The following is a 20,088-nucleotide window of genomic DNA, read 5'->3' as shown; positions in this document are numbered from 1 at the left end:
GGCGCTAGAATAGCGGGACCGTTGACGACAAAGGGACAAGGTTATCATGCGCACACTAAATCGCTTGCTGCTGGCTGGCTTGTTTGCAATCGCACCATTGGCCGTCATGGCGGCGGACGATGCGCCCTCGTCGGACCCAGATGTCACCATTCGCACGGAAGGCGATAAAACCATCCAGGAATACCGCCAAAACGGTTTCCTGTACGCGATCAAGGTCACACCGAAGGGCGCACCGCCTTACTTTCTGGTGCGCGCGGACGGGACGGATGCAAACTTCATCCGCTCGGATCAGCCGGATATGCTGATTCCGTCATGGAAGATTTTTGAGTGGAAGTAGTTTCTTAATTTCAATCGGCGCTGGCTCAAGCAGCGGCGCCCGTACTGGCAGTTCAAACATGTCTGTGTTCACCCCGCTGGCTCGGCCCGAGCTGGAAACCTTTCTCGCCCCTTACGGGCTCGGCCGCCTGCTTGATTTCCAGGGGATTGCCGCTGGTAGCGAAAACACCAATTTCTTTATCAGCCTGGAGCAGGGCGAATTTGTCCTGACCCTCGTTGAGCGTGGTCCGGTGCAGGAGATGCCTTTCTTCATTGAACTGCTCGACGTGCTGCATGACGCTGACCTGCCAGTGCCTTATGCATTGCGCACCACCGACGGCGTCGCCTTGCGCGAACTGGCCGGCAAACCTGCGCTGTTGCAGCCGCGTCTGGCCGGCAAGCACATCAAGGAAGCCAACGCGCAGCATTGCGCTCAGGTCGGCGAGTTGCTCGGTCATCTGCACCTTGCAACCCGGGCCAACATGATCAAACGCAAGACCGATCGCGGCCTGGACTGGATGCTGGAGGAGGGCACGCAGTTGCTGTCGCACCTGAATGCCGAGCAGAGCGATCTGCTGCAACGGGCTCTGGACGAAATCACACAGCAGAAGACGAAAATTCTGGCGCTGCCGCGAGCCAACATCCACGCCGACCTGTTCCGCGATAACGCGATGTTCGAAGGCACTCACCTGACCGGGCTGATCGACTTCTACAACGCCTGTTCGGGGCCGATGCTCTACGACGTGGCGATTGCGTTGAACGACTGGTGTTCAGACGAGGACGGGTTGATCGTCGGACCACGAGCGCGGGCGTTACTCGGCGCTTATGCGGCGTTGCGGCCGTTTACCGCAGCCGAAGCCGAGTTGTGGCCGACCCTGTTGCGGGTGGCGTGTGTGCGGTTCTGGTTGTCGCGGTTGATCGCGGCGGAGTCTTTCGCCGGGCAGGACGTGTTGATTCACGATCCGATGGAGTTTCAACAGCGTCTGGCGCAGCGTCAGAAGATCAGTACGCCGTTACCTTTCGCCCTTTAAAAGCTTCGCGGGCAAGCCTCGCTCCCACGGGATAGTGCAATTCCCTGTAGGAGCGAGGCTTGCCCGCGAATGGGGCGCCGCAGATCCTGCGCTTACAACGACTCCAGACACCCCGCCAAATCGTTCCCCAACTTCTCCAGCACCTGCTCATACCCCTGAGCGGTCGCCGGCGTGTACCCGCCCAGCGCGTCCAGTTCCGCGAGTTTCACCGGCAGACCCGCCACCAGGGTTTCCGCCAGGCGCGGACGCAACGGCGGCTCGCTGAACACACAGGTTTTGCCGACTTCCTGCAGTCGAGTGCGCATCGCCGCGACATGCTGGGCGCCGGGTTGTACCTCGGCCGCGACGCTGAATACGCCGGCATGCTTGAGGCCGTAGGCGTCTTCAAAGTAGTCGAAGGCCTCGTGGAAAACGAAGTACGGTTTTCCTGCGATGCCGGCCAGACGCGCCTTCAAGCGAAGATCCATCGCATCCAGACGCTCATCGAACGCCTTGAGGTTGCTCTGATAGCGCGCCGCATTGGAAGGATCGGCTGCACTTAGGTCTGCGGCCATTTTGTTGGCGATGACACGAGCGTTGACCGGCGAAAGCCACAAGTGCGAGTCGAGATTGCCGGGGCGGTGGTCGTGATCATGTTCGTCGGCTTCTTCTGCATGAGAGGGGCTATCTTCGGCGAATCGTCGCAGTTTAAGGCCCGGCAGGTCTTGCACAGCGACGCTTGGCAGCGTACGACCTTTCAACACGCGAGGCAGGAAACCTTCCATGTCCGGACCGATCCAGTAAACCAGGTCCACCGATTGCACCTTCCGTACGTCGGAGGGGCGCAAGGCATAGTTATGAGGCGAGGCGCCAGGCGGCAGCAAGACTTCCGGAATCGCCACACCGTCCTGCACCGCAGCGGCGATCAGCTGTAGAGGCTTGATACTGGTGAGAACTTTGACGTCGGCATGAGCTGAACCCATCAGCAGAAAACTTGCGACAAATGCGACAAAGATAGAAAAAAGTCGGGACACGATGACCACTCAAAGAGGCGAGAACGGGTAACATAATAACGTCTCTCACAAAACTCGTCGCCGCTCATGCCTAAAACACCGATTGCCAGCCGTCCCCACGACCACTCTCATTGCGTCCACAGCGCATTGTCTGAGGCCGATAGTCTGTGCGCACGTCAAGGCCTGCGCCTGACCGCCTTGCGCCGGCGGGTGCTGGAACTGGTATGGCAAAGCCACAAGCCGTTGGGTGCCTACGACATTCTCGCGGTGCTCAGCGAGCAGGACGGCCGCCGTGCGGCGCCGCCGACCGTGTACCGTGCACTGGATTTCCTGCTGGAAAACGGCCTCGTACACCGCATCTCCTCGCTGAACGCTTTCGTCGGCTGCAATCACCCGGGACACGCCCACCAGGGCCAGTTCCTGATCTGCCGTGAATGCCACGCCGCGATTGAACTTGAACAAAAATCCATCAGCGACGCGATTATCAATAGCGCAAAGGATGTCGGGTTCGTCGTCGAAGGCCAGACCGTTGAAGTAGTCGGCCTCTGCTCGGGTTGCCAGGGGGTTTGATGAGCAATGCGCTGATCCGCCTCGAGCAGGTTGTCGTGACCTTTGCCGGGCAAAACGTGCTGGACAACATTGAGCTGAGCGTCGAGCCCGGGCAGATCGTCACCCTGATCGGCCCCAATGGTGCCGGCAAGACGACTCTGGTTCGCGCCGTTCTCGGTCTGTTGAAACCGGACAGCGGCAGCGTGTGGCGCAAGCCGAAACTGCGGGTCGGTTACATGCCGCAAAAACTTCACGTCGACCCGACGCTGCCACTGTCGGTGCTGCGCTTCTTGCGTCTGGTGCCGGGCGTAGAACGCGCCACGGCCTTGGCGGCACTCAAGGAAGTCGGCGCCGAACAGGTGATCGACAGCCCGGTGCAAAGTGTTTCCGGTGGCGAAATGCAGCGGGTGTTGCTGGCCCGGGCATTGCTGCGCGAACCGGAATTGCTGGTGCTCGACGAACCTGTGCAAGGCGTCGACGTGGCCGGTCAGGCCGAGCTTTACAGCCTGATCACCCGATTGCGTGACCGTCACGGCTGCGGCGTGTTGATGGTGTCCCACGATCTGCACCTGGTGATGAGCACCACCGACCAGGTGGTCTGCCTCAACCGTCACGTCTGCTGCTCCGGGCACCCCGAGCAGGTTAGTGGCGATCCGGCTTTCGTCGAGCTGTTCGGAAAGAATGCACAAAGCCTGGCGATTTATCACCACCATCACGACCACGCCCATGACTTGCATGGTTCGGTGGTCAGCGCGGCCCCGTTGGCCCCTACCCACGTTCACGGAGATGGCTGCAAGCATGGCTGATTTTCTGCTCTACGCCCTGCTTGCAGGTCTGGCCCTGGCGTTGGTCGCGGGCCCGCTGGGTTCGTTCGTGGTCTGGCGGCGCATGGCCTATTTCGGCGACACCCTTTCCCATGCCGCGCTGCTTGGCGTGGCACTGGGCTTTCTGCTGGATGTCAGCCCGACCGTTGCGGTCACCGTAGGCTGTTTGCTGTTAGCCGTGCTGCTGGTGACCTTGCAACAGCGCCAACCACTGGCGTCCGACACGCTTTTGGGAATTCTCGCACCGAGCACGCTCTCTCTGGGCTTGGTCGTACTAAGCTTCATGCACGAAGTGCGGATCGACCTGATGGCCTATCTATTCGGCGACCTGCTGGCGATCAGTCCGACCGATCTGGCCTGGATACTCGGCGGCAGCGCGGCCGTTCTGGCCTTGCTGGTGACGTTGTGGCGGCCATTGCTGGCGATCACGGTGCACGAAGAATTGGCCAGGGTTGAAGGTCTGCCGGTGGCGGCGTTGCGCTTGACCCTGATGTTGCTGATCGCTGTGGTGATCGCGGTGGCGATGAAAATCGTCGGTGTATTGCTGATTACCTCACTGCTGATCATCCCGGCGGCTGCGGCACAACGTCACGCCCGGTCACCGGAGCAGATGGCATTGGGCGCGAGCCTGCTGGGTATGCTCGCGGTCTGTGGCGGGCTGTCGCTTTCATGGTTCAAAGACACCCCGGCGGGCCCATCGATTGTTGTGACGGCCGCCGCACTGTTTCTGCTGAGTTTTGTCCTGCCCCGTCGAGGGGTGTAGACTTGCTCGTTTTTTGCGCAAATAGAGAGTCGCAGGAATGAAGTCGTTCGCCTCCCGTTATCTGCTCCTTGTCGCATTTTCGCTGCTACTGGGCGCTTGCCAAAGCACGCCACCGGCGGCCACCGAGGCTACCGGTGCACGGGCCACGGCCATCGCACAGCTGGAAAAAAACCTCGCCAGCAGCGAACTGGCGACTGCCGAAGATCAACTGGCTGCCTTGCAGGCCGAGTCGCCCAATGATCAAGCCCTTGAGCAATACCAGCGGCAACTGGCCGAAGCCTATCTGCGCCGCAGTCAAATCGTGCTGCAGAAAGGCGACGTGAATGCGGCTGCCACGGCGCTAAGCCGCGCCCGGGCGTTGATGCCCAAGGCGCCGGCGCTGACGGGTGGGGTCAACAACGCCATCGTTGATGCCCGCAAAGCTGAACTGGATAGAGCCGAAGCGGCGCTCATGGCAGCCGAAGCCAAGCCACAGGCCAACGTCATAGATCCGACGGCTGAAAGCACCACAGTTGCGTTGAACCTGACGGATATGACGAAGCTTCGTCGCCAATTGGATGCGATCGCCGCTGATGTGGTGAATTACCAATGCGACGTGAGTATTCAGGCGCCACGCACCCAGGACTACCCTTGGTTGGCCACGTTGCTGACCAAGCGCGTGAAGAAGCTCGATGCGGATTTTGATCTGAATCTGGAGAAGCAGATTCTGCGCAACATTCCTGCGCAGATGGTTTTGAGCCCGCGTAAACCTTAAAAGCTTCGCGGGCAAGCCTCGCTCCTACAGGATTTGTGTCGTTCGCTAGTGGTATGAACGACGCAATCCTGTAGGAGCAAGGCTTGCACGCGAAGGCGCCCTCGCTACCAATAAAGGTCCTTAAGCCGGAATCGCCTTGGCTTTTGGCTCCCTGTCCCACACCCGATGCTGCCCGATCGCGGCAAAAAACGGTTTGATCAACTTCGCATCCGTACCCACGATCAACCCCGCATCAGCCTCCAGCTTCAACACATTCAGCAACTGTTGGGCCTCGCCCTGCAGTGCAATCGCCTTCAAGTGCTTGTACGCCTCCAGCAGGTAATGCAGCGCCACGCCGTCGGTGCTTAACGCCTTGATCGACGCCGCGCCACCGGGCACAAACACCGCATCGAACGCCACCGAAGGCATGCCTTCCATCGACGCATCGACCGGCAGTGTCTTGCCATCGGCGGTCGTCACAGGCGCAGACGTCGGGCCGAGCAGTTTGGCGTGCGCACCTTCGGCCTTCAACGCTGTCTTCATTGCCTCAATCGCTGCACCATCGACCCCATGGGCTGCCAGGATTGCCACTTTGCGGGTTTTGATATCCGCCGGCAGCAAGTTGGCCTGACTCAGGGCCGGCGAACGATCCAGCGAGGTCTTACGCACCTCGACCGTCCCGGCCTTCGGCGCAGGCAGGCCCAGGTTTTGCGCCACGCGCTTGGCGAGGTCCAGATCAATGTTGGCCAAGATCTCATTGACCTGACGTGAACGAATAAACACTCGCTCAACCTTGCCCAGCTCGAAGCTGTAAGCCGAGATGATGTGTTCCTGCTCGTGCTTGCTCATGCTATGGAAGAACAGCCGCGCCTGGGAGAAGTGGTCGCTGAACGACTCGCTGCGCTGACGGATCTTGTTGGCGTCGATGCGCTCTGGATAACTTTCAAAGCCGCCATCCTGTGCTGCCGGCGGTGTTTCTTTCGGCCAACCGCTATCAATGGAGTTTGGCTCGTAGGACGCGCGGCCCTTGTCGATGGTGCTGCGATGCAACGCATCCCGCTGGCCGTTGTGGAACGGTGCCACCGGGCGGTTGATCGGGATCTCGTGAAAGTTCGGCCCGCCGAGTCGGCTGATTTGCGTATCGGTGTAGGAAAACAGCCGACCTTGCAGCAATGGGTCGTTGGAGAAGTCGATCCCCGGCACGATATGCCCAGGGCAGAAGGCGACCTGTTCGGTTTCGGCGAAGAAGTTGTCGGGGTTGCGGTTGAGGGTCATTTTGCCCAGCGGGGTGATCGGCACCAGTTCTTCCGGGATCAGCTTGGTCGGGTCGAGGATATCGAAGTCGAATTTATGTTCGTTTTCCTCCTCGATGACCTGTACGCCAAGTTCCCATTCCGGATAGTCACCCATCTCGATCGACTCCCAGAGATCGCGACGGTGGTAATCGGTGTCTTTACCGGCGAGTTTCTGCGCTTCATCCCACACCAGCGAACACGTCCCGGCAGTGGGGCGCCAGTGGAATTTGACGAAACGCGATTTACCTTCGGCATTGATCAGGCGGAAGGTGTGCACGCCGAAGCCTTGCATGCTGCGCAGGCTTTTCGGGATCGCCCGGTCGGACATGGTCCAGATCACCATGTGCGCCGACTCCGGTACCAGAGAGACAAAATCCCAAAAGGTATCGTGAGCTGAGCCGCCGGTGGGTATCTCATTGTGCGGCTCGGGTTTCACCGCGTGCACGAAGTCAGGAAACTTGATCGCATCCTGAATGAAAAACACTGGCATGTTGTTACCCACCAGGTCGAAGTTGCCTTCGTCGGTGAAAAACTTCACCGCGAAACCTCGCACGTCCCGCACGGTATCGCCCGACCCACGAGGGCCCTGCACCGTGGAGAAACGGACGAAAACCGGGGTTTTTTGGCTTGGGTCTTGTAGGAACCCAGCCTTGGTCAGCACGGAATGGGTTTCATAGGTCTGGAAGTATCCGTGAGCACCCGTGCCGCGGGCGTGGACGATGCGCTCGGGAATGCGTTCATGGTCAAAGTGCGTGATTTTTTCACGCATGATGAAATCTTCCAGCAACGATGGCCCGCGCGCGCCGACTTTCAACGTGTTCTGGTTATCCGAGACTTTCACGCCCTGGTTGGTACGCAGGGCCTTTTCAGTGGCGTCAGAGCGAAATTGTTCCAGGCTGTCGAGCTTGGCATTGGTGTTGCCGCGGTCCAGGGTATCGGTCCCGGCCAATGCGCTTTTGGTTGCGGCAGGTTTTTTAGTACTCATCAGACAAAACTCCTCGTTGCGATTCCCGCCGTAGCCAGGACTCTTGAGCAATTCCCCCCGGCACGGCACCAGGGGCGTTTTCGAGTTGCCTAATTAGTGACTGATGAGGTTTTGCGCCGTTCCTTTTTTCTAACCTTTGATCGCGTTATTGCCAAATGGAAGGTTGAATGCGGAATAAATGCTAATAACCTCTATACGGACAGGCTAAAATGCGCGCCCGGCTAACCGCTGATCCTTTTCCAACGCGCCCCACAAGGTTCGCTACGTGATCGAGTTTCAAAACGTCCACAAAACCTACCGCGTTGCCGGTAAGGATATTCCCGCCCTGCATCCGACCAGTCTGACGATTGAGAATGGTCAGGTCTTTGGTCTGATCGGCCATTCCGGTGCGGGGAAAAGTACTCTGCTGCGTCTGATCAATCGCCTGGAAGAGTCCAGTGGCGGCAAGATATTCGTCGACGGCGAAGAAGTCACCGCGCTTGACGCCAACAGCCTGCGGCGCTTCCGTCAGCAGGTCGGGATGATTTTCCAGCACTTCAACTTGCTGGCGTCCAAGACTGTGGCGGACAACGTCGCGCTGCCCCTGACCCTCGCCGGCGAACTGTCGCGCAGCGAGATCGACCGGCGTGTGGCCGAGTTGCTGGCGCGGGTCGGCCTGTCCGACCACGCCAAAAAATACCCGGCGCAATTGTCTGGCGGTCAGAAGCAGCGTGTCGGCATCGCCCGCGCCTTGGCAACCAAGCCGAAAATCCTGCTGTGCGACGAAGCCACCAGCGCGCTAGACCCGCAGACCACGGCGTCGGTCCTGCAATTGCTGGCCGAGATCAATCGCGAACTGAAGCTGACCATTGTGTTGATCACCCACGAGATGGACGTGATCCGCCGGGTCTGCGACCAAGTGGCGGTGATGGACGCTGGCGTGATCGTCGAGCAAGGTTCGGTGGCCGAGGTGTTCCTGCATCCGAAGCACCCGACCACCAAGCGTTTCGTGCAGGAAGACGAGCAGATTGACGAAAGCGAACAGCGCGATGACTTCGCTCACGTGCCGGGTCGCATCGTGCGTCTGACCTTCCAGGGTGAAGCGACCTACGCGCCGTTGCTGGGAACCGTCGCTCGGGAAACGGGTGTGGACTACAGCATCCTGGCCGGTCGTATCGACCGCATCAAAGACGTGCCCTACGGGCAGTTGACCCTGGCCGTTACCGGTGGCGACATGGAGGCGGCGTTTGCCCGCTTCACCGCGGCTGACGTTCACATGGAGGTCCTGCGCTAATGGAAGTCCTGACAAGTTTCTTCGTCAATATCGACTGGTTTGAAATCTGGCTGGCCACTGGCGACACCTTGCTGATGCTCTTCGGTTCGTTGTTGTTCACCGTTTTGCTCGGCCTGCCCCTAGGCGTGCTGTTGTTCCTCTGCAGCCCGCGTCAGTTGCTGGAAGCCAAAGGCGTCTACGCGATGCTGTCGCTGATGGTGAACATCCTGCGTTCGCTGCCGTTCATCATTCTGCTGATTGTGATGATTCCGTTCACCGTGTTGATCACCGGCACGTCTCTCGGGGTTGCCGGTGCCATTCCACCGCTGGTGATTGGCGCTACGCCATTCTTCGCGCGACTGGTGGAAACCGCCCTGCGTGAAGTGGATCGCGGCATCATCGAGGCCACCCAGGCCATGGGTGCCACGACACGGCAGATCATCACCAATGCCTTGCTGCCGGAAGCCCGCCCGGGCATCTTCGCAGCGATTACGGTGACAGCTATTACACTGGTGTCCTACACGGCGATGGCGGGTGTGGTCGGCGCGGGTGGTCTGGGCGACCTGGCGATCCGTTTCGGTTACCAGCGTTTCCAGCCTGATGTGATGGTCGTGACCGTGATGTTGCTGCTGGTGCTGGTTCAAGTGTTGCAAACCGTTGGCGATAAGCTGGTCATACACTTCTCGCGTAAATAAGACATGCGCCGGCCATTCGCTGGCAGGCGCCGCAAGCTCACAAGGAGTTAGCTGAATGAAAAAACTACTCGTCGCGTTCGCTGCCGTTGCAGCCTTTTCCGCCCACGCCGACACCCTGACCGTCGCGGCCACCCCGGTCCCGCACGCAGAAATCCTCGAATTCGTGAAACCGGCCCTGGCCAAGGAAGGCGTGGACCTGAAGGTCAAAGTCTTCACCGACTACATTCAGCCGAACGTGCAAGTGGCCGAGAAACGTCTGGACGCCAACTTCTTCCAGCACCAGCCGTACCTCGATGAGTTCAACAAGGCCAAGGGCACCGACCTTGTGGCCGTTGCTGGCGTGCACCTGGAACCACTGGGCGCTTACTCCAGCAAGTACAAAGCGCTGACCGAGCTGCCAGGCGGCGCCAACGTAGTAATCCCGAACGACGCCACCAACGGCGGCCGTGCGCTGTTGCTGCTGGCGAAGGCTGGCCTGATCAAGTTGAAGGACTCGAACAACATCCTCTCGAGCGTCAAGGACATCACCGAGAATGCCAAGGACCTGAAATTCCGTGAACTGGAAGCCGCGACCATTCCGCGTGTGCTGACCCAGGTCGACCTGGCGCTGATCAACACCAACTATGCACTGGAAGCCAAGCTTGATCCGGCCAAGGATGCGTTGGTTATTGAAGGCAACGACTCGCCTTACGTGAACATCCTCGTTGCCCGACCAGACGATAAGGACAGCGAAGCGATGAAGAAGCTGATTGCTGCCCTGCACAGCCCTGAAGTGAAAGCCTTCATCCTCGAGAAGTACAAAGGCGCGGTATTGCCGGCGTTCTGATCTAGCCCTCTACGCTGATCGTTCCCACGCGCAGCAAAGGAATGCCTCACCGGACGCTCCGCGTCCGCTTTGGGGACGCAGAGCGTCCCTGGCTGCATTCCCACGCGGAGCGTGGGAACGATCAGGTACAAAAAACCACAGTCATTGGCTGCGGTTTTTTTTGGCCTGTCGACTTATTTGCGTTTGAGCATCACCGGCAATTGCGCCACCAGTTTCACGTTGTTCAACGGCGCCCGAATGAACCCACGTTGCGTTCCGTCCGGCCCGATCACTGCCAGGTTGCCGCTGTGGTCGACGGTGTAGTTCGGCTTGCTGGTGTCCGCCGGAATGAACGGAATGCTGACCGCATTGGCGAGCTTCTGGATGTCCTCGACCGAAGACGCCGTCAGTCCTTTGAACTGCGGATCGAAGTAGCCCAGGTACTGCTTGAGCTGCTTGGGTGTGTCGCGGTTCGGGTCGACGCTGACCAGAATGATCTGCAACTTATCCACCGCTTCCGGCGGCAGCTCGCTTTTGATCTGGCGCAACTGGGCGAGGGTAGTCGGGCAGATGTCCGGGCAGAAGGTGTAACCGAAGAACAGCAGCGACCACTTGTCTTTCAGCGCGTTGACCGCCACCGGCTTACCGTCCTGATCGGTCATCGTCACGTCTGGAAGGTTGCGACTTTGCGGCAACAGGATGATCCCGGCGTCGATCAACGCGGTCGGGTCGCCCTGGCCTTTGCCGGACAGCACTTTGTTGATGGTCAGGCCCATGACCAGCGCGATCAGGGCGACGAGGATGAAGACAGTTTTATGGGTTCGAGTCATAGGTTCAACAGTAAGTAGTGGTCTACGAGCAGCGCGATAAACAGCAGGAACAAGTAATAAATAGAGTACTTGAAGGTGTGGATCGCCGCGTGCGGCCGAGTGCCACGGTACAGCACCACGGCCCATTGCAGAAACCTCGCGCCCAGTCCCAGCGCGCAAATCAGGTAGAGCACGCCGCTCATGTGGATCACGTAAGGCATCAGGCTCACGGCCAGCAGCGCGAAGGTATACAGCAGGATGTGAACCTTGGTGTAGTGCTCGCCATGGGTCACCGGCAGCATTGGAATGTCGGCCTTGGCGTATTCCTCTTTGCGGTGAATGGCCAGGGCCCAGAAGTGGGGCGGGGTCCAGGCGAAGATAATCAGCACCAACAGCAAGGGTTCGGCGCTGACGTGACCGGTGGCAGCGGTCCAGCCGAGCAGTGGCGGGGCGGCACCGGCCAGTCCGCCGATGACGATGTTTTGCGGCGTCGCGCGCTTCAGGAAACCGGTGTAGACCACCGCATAGCCGAGCAGCGAGGCCAGGGTCAGCCATGCCGTGAGTGGATTGGTGAAGGCCAGCAGTATGGCTTGCCCAAGCACTGCCAATACCAAGGCAAAAGTCAGCGCGGCCGCCGGTGACACTCGACCCTCTGCCAAGGGTCGTTTGTGCGTGCGGGCCATGACCGCATCGATCCGTCGGTCCACAACATGGTTGACCGCCGCTGCACCGCCGGCACACAAGGCGATCCCCAGATTGCCGAACACCAGCACCGTCCACGGCACCCCGGCGCGGGTCGCGAGAAACATCCCCACCAGCGAGGTGATGAGCATCAGCACCACCACTTTCGGCTTGGTCAGCTCCAGGTAGTCACGCCAGATTGCCTGACTGTGACGTTCGCCGATCAGAGTCGCCATGGCATCTCTCCTTTTATTGTTATGGGCCCGGCTGAGTGTTTACGCGGGCTGAAGCGCCAGCGCGCAAGGGTTTGCTGCTTGACCCGAACCAGACTGGTTCGCGCGTGATAATTGACCAGCACCAACGTCAGCAACAGTGCCGCGCCCCCCGCGTTGTGAGCGACGGCCACGGGCAGCGGCAGATGAAACAACACGTTGCTGATGCCCAACGTGATCTGCGCCGCGAGGGCGATCAGTACCAGCCCCGCAAGGCGCGTCATGCCGACGACCTTCAGTTGCCAGGTCAGGCCCAGCAACCCCAGAGTCACGAGCAATGCGCCGATACGGTGAGTCAGGTGAATCGCGGTGCGGGCATCGCTGTCCAGCTGCCCGCCGAGGTAATTGGGGCCGATGTGTTGGGTCAAGTGAAAGCCGTTGGCAAAATCAGCCGGGGGCAGCCATTGCCCGTGGCAGGTCGGAAAGTCGATGCAGGCCACGGCGGCATAATTGGAACTGACCCAGCCACCCAGGGCGATTTGTCCAATCACCAGCAGCAAACCGGCAGTCGCCCAGTACTGTAAACGCCGTGGCACGGTCAGCGCCGGCAGCACGCCGGACAGTCTCAACGTCAACAAAAACAGCAGGCTCAACGTCGCAAAACCACCGAGTAAATGCCCGGTGACCACCTGCGGCCAGAGCTTGAGCGTTACCGTCCACATACCAAACGCCGCTTGGGCAATCACCACCGCCAGCAGAAACAACGGTAACTTCACCGGTTGCCCTGGATGACGACGATGGACCCAGGTGCGGCCGGCCAATACCGAGATCAACAGCCCCAGCGCGCCGGCGAAATAGCGGTGGACCATCTCGTTCCAGCCCTTGTGGGCTTCCACCGGTGCGTCAGGGAAATGCAGCTCGGCATGGGTCAGTTGGGCTTCGCTTTTCGGCACGCTAATAAAACCGTAGCAGCCCGGCCAGTCCGGGCAACCGAGTCCGGCGTGGGTCAGGCGGGTGTAGGCGCCGAGCAACACCACAATCAGTGCCAGCAAGGTGGCAAACAGCGCGAGGCGAAATCCAGGTTTGGCCATGACGATGCCCTTATCCGATGTTCGACAGTTTCAGCAGATGGCGCAGGTCGTTGAGCAGATCCTTACCCTTCACCGTTGGGTCGTAGCGCAGCACCAGATTGCCGTGAGGGTCGATGATCCACAGTTGAGGTACGGCCTTGTCCCCCATGGTTTTACTGAAGGTGGTCAGGTCCATGGGATAGCGCTGAAGTTGCGGGTATTCGCGCGTCAGCTTGGCTTCGTACTCGCTGCTCAGCGGTTGCGCGGCGGCCAGTGCGTGGCTGGCGCGAGACGCATCGCGACCGAGGCCGATCTGAATCTGCCGCGCCAGATACACCAGTTGCTGGCAGTCCACCGAACACTCCTTGGGCGCCGTGACCAGGATCTGCCAGCGGTCTTCCTGCGCCTGCACGCCGAGGTCGGCGCGGGTCTGGCCGGTGCCGATCAGTTCGCCGTGGTAACTGCGGCCCTCCGGCACCCAGAACTGCCATTTGTACATGCCGGTGGCGAGGATCATCGGACCGATCACCCCGAGCAGGATTAACAGTAACTGCAAGCGACCCTTACGCCGGTTCGCCGGCGTTTTCGCCTCAGACATGCTGGGTGGATTCATGGCCGCTCCCATGGTGTTTCTCCTTTGCGTTGTGCCAGCCGAGATAGAGATAGAGGCCGAACAGGGCGATCGACATGGCGAACCACTGCACGGCATAAGCGATGTGTTTTTCCGGCCCCATGGCCACCACCGGCCAGTCGGCCTGGTAGGACGCCGGACCGGTTTCTGCGCGTAATTCGTAGGCAAAACCTTCACGATCGAGCGCTGTCCAGAGCTTGGCCGGCTCGACTGCGGTGATCAGTTGTGGCCAGGTCGTGGTGCTCGGGTCGGCGTGCAATTGGAAGGTGGCGCCGGGGGAGACGTAGACCCAGGCATCGAGACTCAACGCCTCTTTGGGTGTAGTGAACTGCGGCGGGGTGCGCCGATCCGGCCACGGCAGCCAGCCGCGATTGACCAGCAGCCACAGCCCGGTCGCTTGATCCTGAAAGGGTTGCAGTAGCTCGACGCCGACCTTGCCGTCACGCTGGCGGTTATCCAGCAACAGGCTGTGCGCGGCATCGAACTGGCCGTGCAGGCGAACGCGGCGGAATGCCGGATCCTCGGTGTGTTGCAGCTCGGCGCTGGCCATCGGTTCAGCCGCCCGACGCTCGGCGTAGCTTTGCAGCAGCGCACTTTTCTCCGCGCCCCGGCTCAGTTGCCAGAACCCGAGTGACACCAGCATAGGCAGCAACAACGCGACCACCACGGTTGGCACGATGCCCGGCCGGAAGCGCTTCATGGCATCGCCAGAAAGTCGCTGATCGCGATAGCTATACTCAAGTGCATCGCCTTTCCCCCGGAGCCTCACCATGCTCAAAGCAGCCATCGTCCTGATGCTGATTGCCACGGTTGTCAGCCTGTTCAGCGGCCTGTTTTTTCTGGTCAAGGACGACAGCAGCTCGAACCGCCTCGTCATTGCCTTGAGTGTTCGTGTCGCACTGGCCGCCATTACCGTCGGCTTGATCGCCTGGGGTTTTTTCAGCGGCCAGCTGGCCTCTACGGCGCCTTGGTGAAGCCTCAGAGCACGTAGACGAAAACGAACAGCCCGATCCACACCACGTCCACGAAGTGCCAATACCAACTGGCCGCCTCGAAACCGAACTGATGGTCGTTGTCGAAGTGCCCGCGCATGACCCGCATCAGCATCACGAACAGAATGATGGTGCCCATGGTGACGTGGGCACCGTGGAAACCGGTGAGCATGAAGAACGTCGCGCCATAGATGCCCGAACCCAGGGTCAGGCCCAGTTCGTTGTAAGCGTGGATGTACTCTTCAGCCTGGAAGCCGAGAAACGCGCAGCCCAGCAACACGGTGATCGCCAGCCAGATTTTCAGCGCGCCGCGATGGCCCTTTTTCAAAGCGTGGTGGGCAATGGTCACGGTGACGCTGGAACTGACCAGCAGCACGGTATTGAGCAGCGGTAGGCCCCACGGGCTGATAACGTCTTTGGGCGCCGGAAAGAGTTTCGGGTCTGGGTTATTCAGTAATGGCCAGGTGAATTCGAACGTCGGCCACAACATGTGGGCAAGGCCTTTAGCACCTTCACCGCCGAGAGCCGGTCCGGAGACCTGCCGCACATAAAACAGTGCACCGAAGAAGGCAATGAAGAACATCACTTCCGAAAAGATGAACCAGCTCATCCCCCAGCGAAACGAGCGATCCATCTGCGCGCTGTATAAGCCACTGCGACTTTCTTTGATGACCGTGCCGAACCAGCCGAACAGCATGTACGCCAGCAGCAGGCTGCCAACGAAAAAGATCAACGGGCCGTGGGATTCGGGCCGTGCGGCTTTCAGATCGTTGAACCAGGTGGCCAGGCCGAACACGGTGGTGAGCATGCCGACCGTGGCAATGATCGGCCATTTGCTCTGTGCCGGAACGTAATAATGTTCATGAGTTGCCATTTATTGTTCTCCTTATCGGGCACGCTCAGCCGCCAGTATTTACAGCCACCGGAGGATGTCGGGCGGTGATATCGAACAGCGTGTAGGACAGCGTCAGGTGCTTCACATCCTTGGGCATGTCACGGTCAACGATGAAACGTACCGGCATCTCGATCCGTTGACCGGGCTGCAGCACTTGCTGGGTAAAGCAGAAGCATTCGGTCTTGTGAAAGTACGCCGCCGCGTTGCTGGGCGCGATGCTCGGAACCGCCTGGGCGCTCATCGGCCGATCGGTCGGGTTGTGCGCGATGAAGATCATCTCGTTCACCGCCCCCGGATTCGCCACCAGTTCATCGCCCTTGGGATAGAAGTCCCAGGACATGTCGGCGGCATTGGTGGACAGAAACTGCACGCGGACCTGCCGCGAAGTGTCGACCGTTTGTTCGCCCTCGTACTGCCCGGCCGTCTTGCCATTGATGCCGAACGCCTTGCACATCACATCGTAGATCGGCACCAGGGCAAATCCGAATGCAAACATCGCCACCACCACCATCAGCAGGCGCGTAACCAGCTTCTTCATCGACATCGAATCAGCCATGATGGTGGGCCTCAAGGGCTACAGCGTTCATTTCATTTCACTTCCGGCGGCGTGGTGAAGGTGTGATACGGCGCCGGTGACGGAATGCTCCATTCCAGGCCTTCCGCTCCATCCCACGGCTTGGCCGGTGCCGGCTCGCCGCCGCGGATGGTTTTGATCACGATGAACAGGAAGAAGAGCTGCGTGGCGCCGAACATGAACGCGCCGATCGACGACACCATGTTGAAGTCGGCGAATTGCAAATTGTAGTCCGGAATTCGCCGTGGCATGCCCGCCAGCCCCACGAAGTGCATCGGGAAAAACGCCATGTTCATGCCGATGAACGAGAGCCAGAAGTGCAGCTTGCCAAGGGTTTCGTCGTACATGTGGCCGGTCCATTTCGGCAGCCAGTAGTAAGCCGAAGCGAAGATCCCGAAGATGGCCCCCGGCACCAGCACATAGTGGAAGTGCGCGACCACAAAATACGTATCCTGGTATTGGAAGTCCGCTGGGGCGATGGCCAGCATCAATCCGGAGAAACCGCCGATGGAGAACAGGATCACGAACGCCACCGCGAACAGCATCGGCGTCTCGAAGGTCAGCGAGCCTTGCCACATGGTGCTGGCCCAGTTGAACACCTTGACCCCGGTGGGTACGGCGATCAGCAGCGTGGCGTACATGAAGAACAACTCGCCCACCAGCGGAATGCCGACCACGAACATGTGGTGCGCCCAGACGATGAACGACAGGAACGCAATGCTCGCCGTGGCGTAGACCATCGAGGTGTAGCCGAACAGCGGCTTACGCGAGAAGGTCGGAATGATCGAGCTGACGGCACCGAAGGCCGGCAGGATCATGATGTACACCTCGGGGTGACCGAAGAACCAGAACACGTGCTGGAACAACACCGGGTCACCGCCACCGGCGGCACTGAAGAAGCTGGTGCCGAAGTGGATGTCCATCAGCATCATCGTCACGCACCCGGCCAGGACCGGCATCACCGCGATCAGCAGGAACGCAGTGATCAGCCAGGTCCAGACGAACAGCGGCATTTTCATCAATGTCATGCCGGGGGCTCGCAGGTTGAGGATGGTGGCGATCACGTTGATCGCCCCCATGATCGAACTGATCCCCATCAAGTGGATGGCGAAGATGAAGAACGTCACGCTTTCCGGCGCGTAGGTCGTCGACAGCGGGGCGTAGAACGTCCAGCCGAAGTTCGGTCCGCCGCCGGGGGTGAACAGGGTCGACACCAGCAGAATGAACGCCGCCGGCAGCAGCCAGAAGCTGAAGTTGTTCATCCGTGGCAGGGCCATGTCCGGCGCGCCGATCATCAGCGGGATCATCCAGTTGGCGAGGCCGACAAACGCCGGCATCACCGCACCGAAGACCATCACCAGACCGTGCATGGTGGTCATCTGGTTAAAGAATTCCGGCTGGACGATTTGCAAACCCGGCTGGAACAGCTCGGCGCGAATCACCATCGCGAACGAGCCGCCGAGCAAGAACATGGAGAACGCGAACCACAGGTACAGCGTGCCGATATCCTTGTGGTTGGTGGTCAGCACCCAGCGCATCAGGCCTTTGGTGGGGCCGTGGGCGTGGGCGGTGCCGGTATGAACATGGTCATCGACTACAGCAGTCATGTCCTGTCTCCTGCAAACAGATGGGCTGGGCAGGCCGGGGCGCGATGCCCCGACTGGTTCCTTACGTGCGCAATAGACCGGGTCATTTGCTTTCCGCCTGTTTCAGCTCCAGCACTTCTTTAGGGGTGACCATGTCGCCCTTGTTGTTGCCCCAGGCGTTACGTTCGTAGGTCACGACCGCCGCGATATCGACTTCCGAGAGCTGCTTGCCGAACGCCGCCATGGACGTGCCAGGCTTGCCGTGGAAGACGATGTTCAGGTGATCCTTGATCGGTCCGGTGGCGATTTTCGAGCCCTTGAGCGCCGGGAACATCGGCGGCAGACCCTGCCCTTCGGCCTGGTGACAGGCCACGCAGGTGGTGTGATAGACCTTGTCGCCGCGCTCTTTGAGCTCGTCGAGCGTCCATTCCTTGCTGGTCAGCTCTTTGAGCTGCATCGCTTCAGCCTTGCGCTCGCCCAGCCATTTTTCGTAATCGGCCTTTTCCTTGACCTCGACCACGATCGGCATGAAGCCGTGGTCCTTGCCGCACAATTCAGCGCATTGACCGCGGTAGATGCCGGGCTTGTCGACGCGGGTCCAGGCTTCGTTGACGAACCCCGGAATCGCATCGCGCTTGACCGCAAAGGCCGGCACCCACCAGGAATGGATGACGTCGGCGGAAGTCACCAGGAAGCGCACCTTGGCGCCGATCGGCAGCACCAAAGGCTTATCGACCTCAAGCAAGTAGTGCTCGCCCTTGGCTTCCTTGTTATGGATCTGATCGGCGGGCGTGGTCAGGTTGCTGAAGAACTCAACGTCCTGGCCCAAATATTTGTAGTGCCACTTCCATTGATAGCCGGTGACCTGGATATCAATATCCGGCTCACTGGCGTCGTACATCTTGATCAGGGTTGCGGTTGCGGGAACCGCCATGGCCACCAGGATCAGGAAGGGCACGATGGTCCAGAGAATTTCGACGGTGGTGCTTTCATGAAATTTTGCGGCCACCTGCCCGGTCGAGCGGCGGTGGAGAATCATCGACCAGAACATGGCGCCGAAGACGATGATGCCGATCACTACACAGATCCAGAAAATGGTCATGTGCAGGTCAAATACTGCGTGACTGATTTCAGTCGCTCCCGGCGCCATATTCACAGTCCAGGCGGCTTGCGCCTGACCGAAAATCGACCACAACAGGAGGCCCATCCAGACGTGTGGATGTCGCATCATTGCGGGTTCCCCTTATCGTTCTTGTTATCCCGCCGGCTTTCACCTGCGGCAAGGGAGCGGCTTTTTCAGACTACGAACTTGAATCGCCGGGCCTTGCTACGTGTGCAGTCGGGCGTCATCAGCTAACTCCATTCCCACCCGAGTATAGACAGCGACCGCCACCTCGCAACGTGATGGCGTAAATGATCTGAAACAGCTGGGACTTGCGTTCTAGGTCACGAATGGAGAAGGATGCAGACGAGTGGTGGCAAATCGATATAACTTCGATGACTCAAGGATGAAATAATTATGACAAATGCGTCTTAGCATTTTTCGTATGCCAGCTAAGTTATGCCTTCCCTATTTCATTGCCTTTGTTTCCTGGAGTTTTCATGAACACCGCCGCATTGCGCGAGCAGATCCAAAAAGCCCAACAACACGAGGCCGAGACCGGCCTGTTAACTCGTCAACTGGAAACCCAACTGCCGCACCTGCATGCCGCCATCCAATTACCGGATGTTGACGCCAAGGGCGTGATGACCCGTTTTGTGGCCGCTTATATAGAGCAAGTGCCGGACCTGTTGGACGCAGCCAATGATGTCGCACGGGAAGCGGGCATCGAATCGCAGATCAAACCGGTGCTGAAAATCGCCGAGCAGTTCTTCCTCCAGCCGCCGGCGATCATGACCGGGCATATCGGCCTGGACAGCCTGCTGGACGAAGCTTATCTGGCGCATCGGTTGGTCGAAGAGGTCAATGACCTCTACATCAAGCATTTTGGCCAGCCGCTGATCCCCTTGGACACGACTGTTGCCAACCTGATTGCCCACCATTTGATCGGTGAGGAGTTCGCCAATCAACTGGATGAGGCGGTGCATCACGCCGTGGACGAGATGCTCAACGAAGACAGCTTCGCGCTGGAATCGGTGGAAGCCTACCGCGAGAAACTCAACAGCCCGGACACCGGCGCTGCGTGGAAGCGCTGGCCGTGCCTGTCGCGCCAGCTGGGCGTAGGCCTGGAGCTGGATCAGTCGGCGGCTTAAACGACACATACCCTGTAGGAGCGAGCGGTGCGGCGATCCGACTTGCCCGCGAAGGCGTTCTCAAGTACGCCAAAAGCTTCGCGAGCAAGCTTCGCTCCTTGTATGTTGACCCTGATTCCAACGAGAGAGGTTACGCTCAAGGATTC

22 protein-coding genes are annotated in these 20,088 nt (G+C 59.6%); 11 read left to right on the top strand and 11 right to left on the bottom strand.

The window, feature by feature from the left end; genetic code table 11:
- Positions 1–46: 46 nt before the first annotated feature.
- Positions 47–337, top strand: coding sequence for a DUF2782 domain-containing protein (locus QK293_RS18530; protein ID WP_282379620.1), 291 nt, complete (start codon positions 47–49; stop codon positions 335–337).
- A gap of 58 nt (positions 338–395) precedes the next feature.
- The gene (locus QK293_RS18525; RefSeq protein WP_282379618.1) at positions 396–1,346 is read left to right on the top strand and encodes a homoserine kinase; all 951 of its coding nucleotides are present in this window, start codon (positions 396–398) and stop codon (positions 1,344–1,346) included.
- 92 nt (positions 1,347–1,438) lie between these two features.
- Here the strand turns inward: QK293_RS18525 and QK293_RS18520 are convergent, their stop codons facing one another.
- Positions 1,439–2,359 carry a zinc ABC transporter substrate-binding protein gene (locus tag QK293_RS18520; RefSeq protein ID WP_282379616.1) on the bottom strand — a complete coding sequence of 307 codons (921 nt, stop codon included), beginning with the start codon at positions 2,357–2,359 and terminating at the stop codon, positions 1,439–1,441.
- Between the two features lie 66 nt (positions 2,360–2,425).
- Between QK293_RS18520 and zur the strand changes: the two genes are divergently transcribed.
- From zur to QK293_RS18500, 4 genes are read left to right on the top strand one after another with little or no spacing between them, the layout of a single operon-like run.
- Positions 2,426–2,908, top strand: a complete 483-nt coding sequence (gene zur, locus QK293_RS18515; RefSeq protein ID WP_282379614.1) for a zinc uptake transcriptional repressor Zur — start codon at positions 2,426–2,428, stop codon at positions 2,906–2,908.
- On the top strand, positions 2,908–3,693 hold the full coding sequence (gene znuC, locus QK293_RS18510; protein WP_282379612.1) for a zinc ABC transporter ATP-binding protein ZnuC: 786 nt from the start codon (positions 2,908–2,910) through the stop codon (positions 3,691–3,693). Before zur ends, znuC begins: the two co-directional genes overlap by 1 nt.
- Entirely contained in the window at positions 3,686–4,474 is a 789-nt protein-coding gene (znuB, locus tag QK293_RS18505; protein WP_056738429.1) for a zinc ABC transporter permease subunit ZnuB, read from the top strand. Before znuC ends, znuB begins: the two co-directional genes overlap by 8 nt.
- A gap of 37 nt (positions 4,475–4,511) precedes the next feature.
- Entirely contained in the window at positions 4,512–5,228 is a 717-nt protein-coding gene (locus QK293_RS18500; protein ID WP_282379605.1) for a PA5502 family lipoprotein, read from the top strand.
- Between the two features lie 120 nt (positions 5,229–5,348).
- Here QK293_RS18500 and katE read toward each other — a convergent pair whose 3' ends face one another.
- A complete protein-coding gene (gene katE, locus QK293_RS18495) occupies positions 5,349–7,538 on the bottom strand; it encodes a catalase HPII (protein WP_282379603.1) in 2,190 nt (729 codons plus the stop codon).
- Between the two features lie 214 nt (positions 7,539–7,752).
- Here katE and QK293_RS18490 point away from each other — a divergent pair, with 214 nt between their 5' ends.
- Genes QK293_RS18490 through QK293_RS18480 form a run of 3 tightly spaced genes read left to right on the top strand, consistent with a single transcriptional unit; the run spans position 7,753 to position 10,260 of the window.
- The gene (locus tag QK293_RS18490; RefSeq protein WP_282379601.1) at positions 7,753–8,760 is read left to right on the top strand and encodes a methionine ABC transporter ATP-binding protein; all 1,008 of its coding nucleotides are present in this window, start codon (positions 7,753–7,755) and stop codon (positions 8,758–8,760) included.
- Positions 8,760–9,434 (top strand): methionine ABC transporter permease, encoded by a 675-nt coding sequence (locus QK293_RS18485; protein ID WP_282379599.1) that lies wholly within the window; start codon positions 8,760–8,762, stop codon positions 9,432–9,434. Before QK293_RS18490 ends, QK293_RS18485 begins: the two co-directional genes overlap by 1 nt.
- 55 nt (positions 9,435–9,489) lie before the next feature.
- On the top strand, positions 9,490–10,260 hold the full coding sequence (locus QK293_RS18480) for a MetQ/NlpA family ABC transporter substrate-binding protein (protein ID WP_282379597.1): 771 nt from the start codon (positions 9,490–9,492) through the stop codon (positions 10,258–10,260).
- A gap of 173 nt (positions 10,261–10,433) precedes the next feature.
- On the opposite strand, the gene QK293_RS18475 is transcribed toward QK293_RS18480, so the two are convergent.
- Genes QK293_RS18475 through QK293_RS18455 form a run of 5 tightly spaced genes read right to left on the bottom strand, consistent with a single transcriptional unit; the run spans position 10,434 to position 14,342 of the window.
- Positions 10,434–11,069, bottom strand: coding sequence for an SCO family protein (locus tag QK293_RS18475; protein ID WP_282379595.1), 636 nt, complete (start codon positions 11,067–11,069; stop codon positions 10,434–10,436).
- The gene (gene cyoE, locus QK293_RS18470) at positions 11,066–11,965 is read right to left on the bottom strand and encodes a heme o synthase (protein WP_282379593.1); all 900 of its coding nucleotides are present in this window, start codon (positions 11,963–11,965) and stop codon (positions 11,066–11,068) included. The genes QK293_RS18475 and cyoE overlap by 4 nt, the downstream gene beginning before the upstream one ends.
- Positions 11,953–13,032, bottom strand: coding sequence for a COX15/CtaA family protein (locus QK293_RS18465; protein WP_282379591.1), 1,080 nt, complete (start codon positions 13,030–13,032; stop codon positions 11,953–11,955). Before QK293_RS18465 ends, cyoE begins: the two co-directional genes overlap by 13 nt.
- 10 nt (positions 13,033–13,042) lie before the next feature.
- A complete protein-coding gene (locus QK293_RS18460) occupies positions 13,043–13,636 on the bottom strand; it encodes a hypothetical protein (protein WP_282379589.1) in 594 nt (197 codons plus the stop codon).
- The gene (locus QK293_RS18455) at positions 13,602–14,342 is read right to left on the bottom strand and encodes an SURF1 family protein (protein WP_282379588.1); all 741 of its coding nucleotides are present in this window, start codon (positions 14,340–14,342) and stop codon (positions 13,602–13,604) included. Before QK293_RS18455 ends, QK293_RS18460 begins: the two co-directional genes overlap by 35 nt.
- A 70-nt stretch (positions 14,343–14,412) precedes the next feature.
- Here QK293_RS18455 and QK293_RS18450 point away from each other — a divergent pair, with 70 nt between their 5' ends.
- Positions 14,413–14,616: a twin transmembrane helix small protein gene (locus QK293_RS18450; RefSeq protein WP_282379586.1), complete on the top strand. Its 204-nt coding sequence runs from the start codon at positions 14,413–14,415 to the stop codon at positions 14,614–14,616.
- A gap of 4 nt (positions 14,617–14,620) precedes the next feature.
- Here QK293_RS18450 and QK293_RS18445 read toward each other — a convergent pair whose 3' ends face one another.
- The 4 genes from QK293_RS18445 to coxB all read right to left on the bottom strand — a co-directional run bounded on the left by QK293_RS18445 (position 14,621) and on the right by coxB (position 18,920).
- Positions 14,621–15,508, bottom strand: coding sequence for a cytochrome c oxidase subunit 3 (locus tag QK293_RS18445; RefSeq protein ID WP_282379584.1), 888 nt, complete (start codon positions 15,506–15,508; stop codon positions 14,621–14,623).
- A gap of 25 nt (positions 15,509–15,533) precedes the next feature.
- Entirely contained in the window at positions 15,534–16,085 is a 552-nt protein-coding gene (locus QK293_RS18440) for a cytochrome c oxidase assembly protein (RefSeq protein WP_282379582.1), read from the bottom strand.
- A gap of 32 nt (positions 16,086–16,117) precedes the next feature.
- On the bottom strand, positions 16,118–17,710 hold the full coding sequence (gene ctaD / locus QK293_RS18435) for a cytochrome c oxidase subunit I (protein ID WP_282379580.1): 1,593 nt from the start codon (positions 17,708–17,710) through the stop codon (positions 16,118–16,120).
- Between the two features lie 82 nt (positions 17,711–17,792).
- The gene (coxB, locus tag QK293_RS18430; protein ID WP_282379578.1) at positions 17,793–18,920 is read right to left on the bottom strand and encodes a cytochrome c oxidase subunit II; all 1,128 of its coding nucleotides are present in this window, start codon (positions 18,918–18,920) and stop codon (positions 17,793–17,795) included.
- Between the two features lie 371 nt (positions 18,921–19,291).
- Here coxB and QK293_RS18425 point away from each other — a divergent pair, with 371 nt between their 5' ends.
- Positions 19,292–19,942 (top strand): hypothetical protein, encoded by a 651-nt coding sequence (locus QK293_RS18425; RefSeq protein WP_282379576.1) that lies wholly within the window; start codon positions 19,292–19,294, stop codon positions 19,940–19,942.
- Positions 19,943–20,088 lie beyond the last annotated feature (146 nt).

It is taken from the genome of Pseudomonas sp. AL03 (assembly GCF_029960815.1).
In the GTDB taxonomy this organism is placed as follows: Bacteria; Pseudomonadota; Gammaproteobacteria; order Pseudomonadales; family Pseudomonadaceae; genus Aquipseudomonas.
This window is presented reverse-complemented; position numbering and strand designations above follow the sequence as displayed.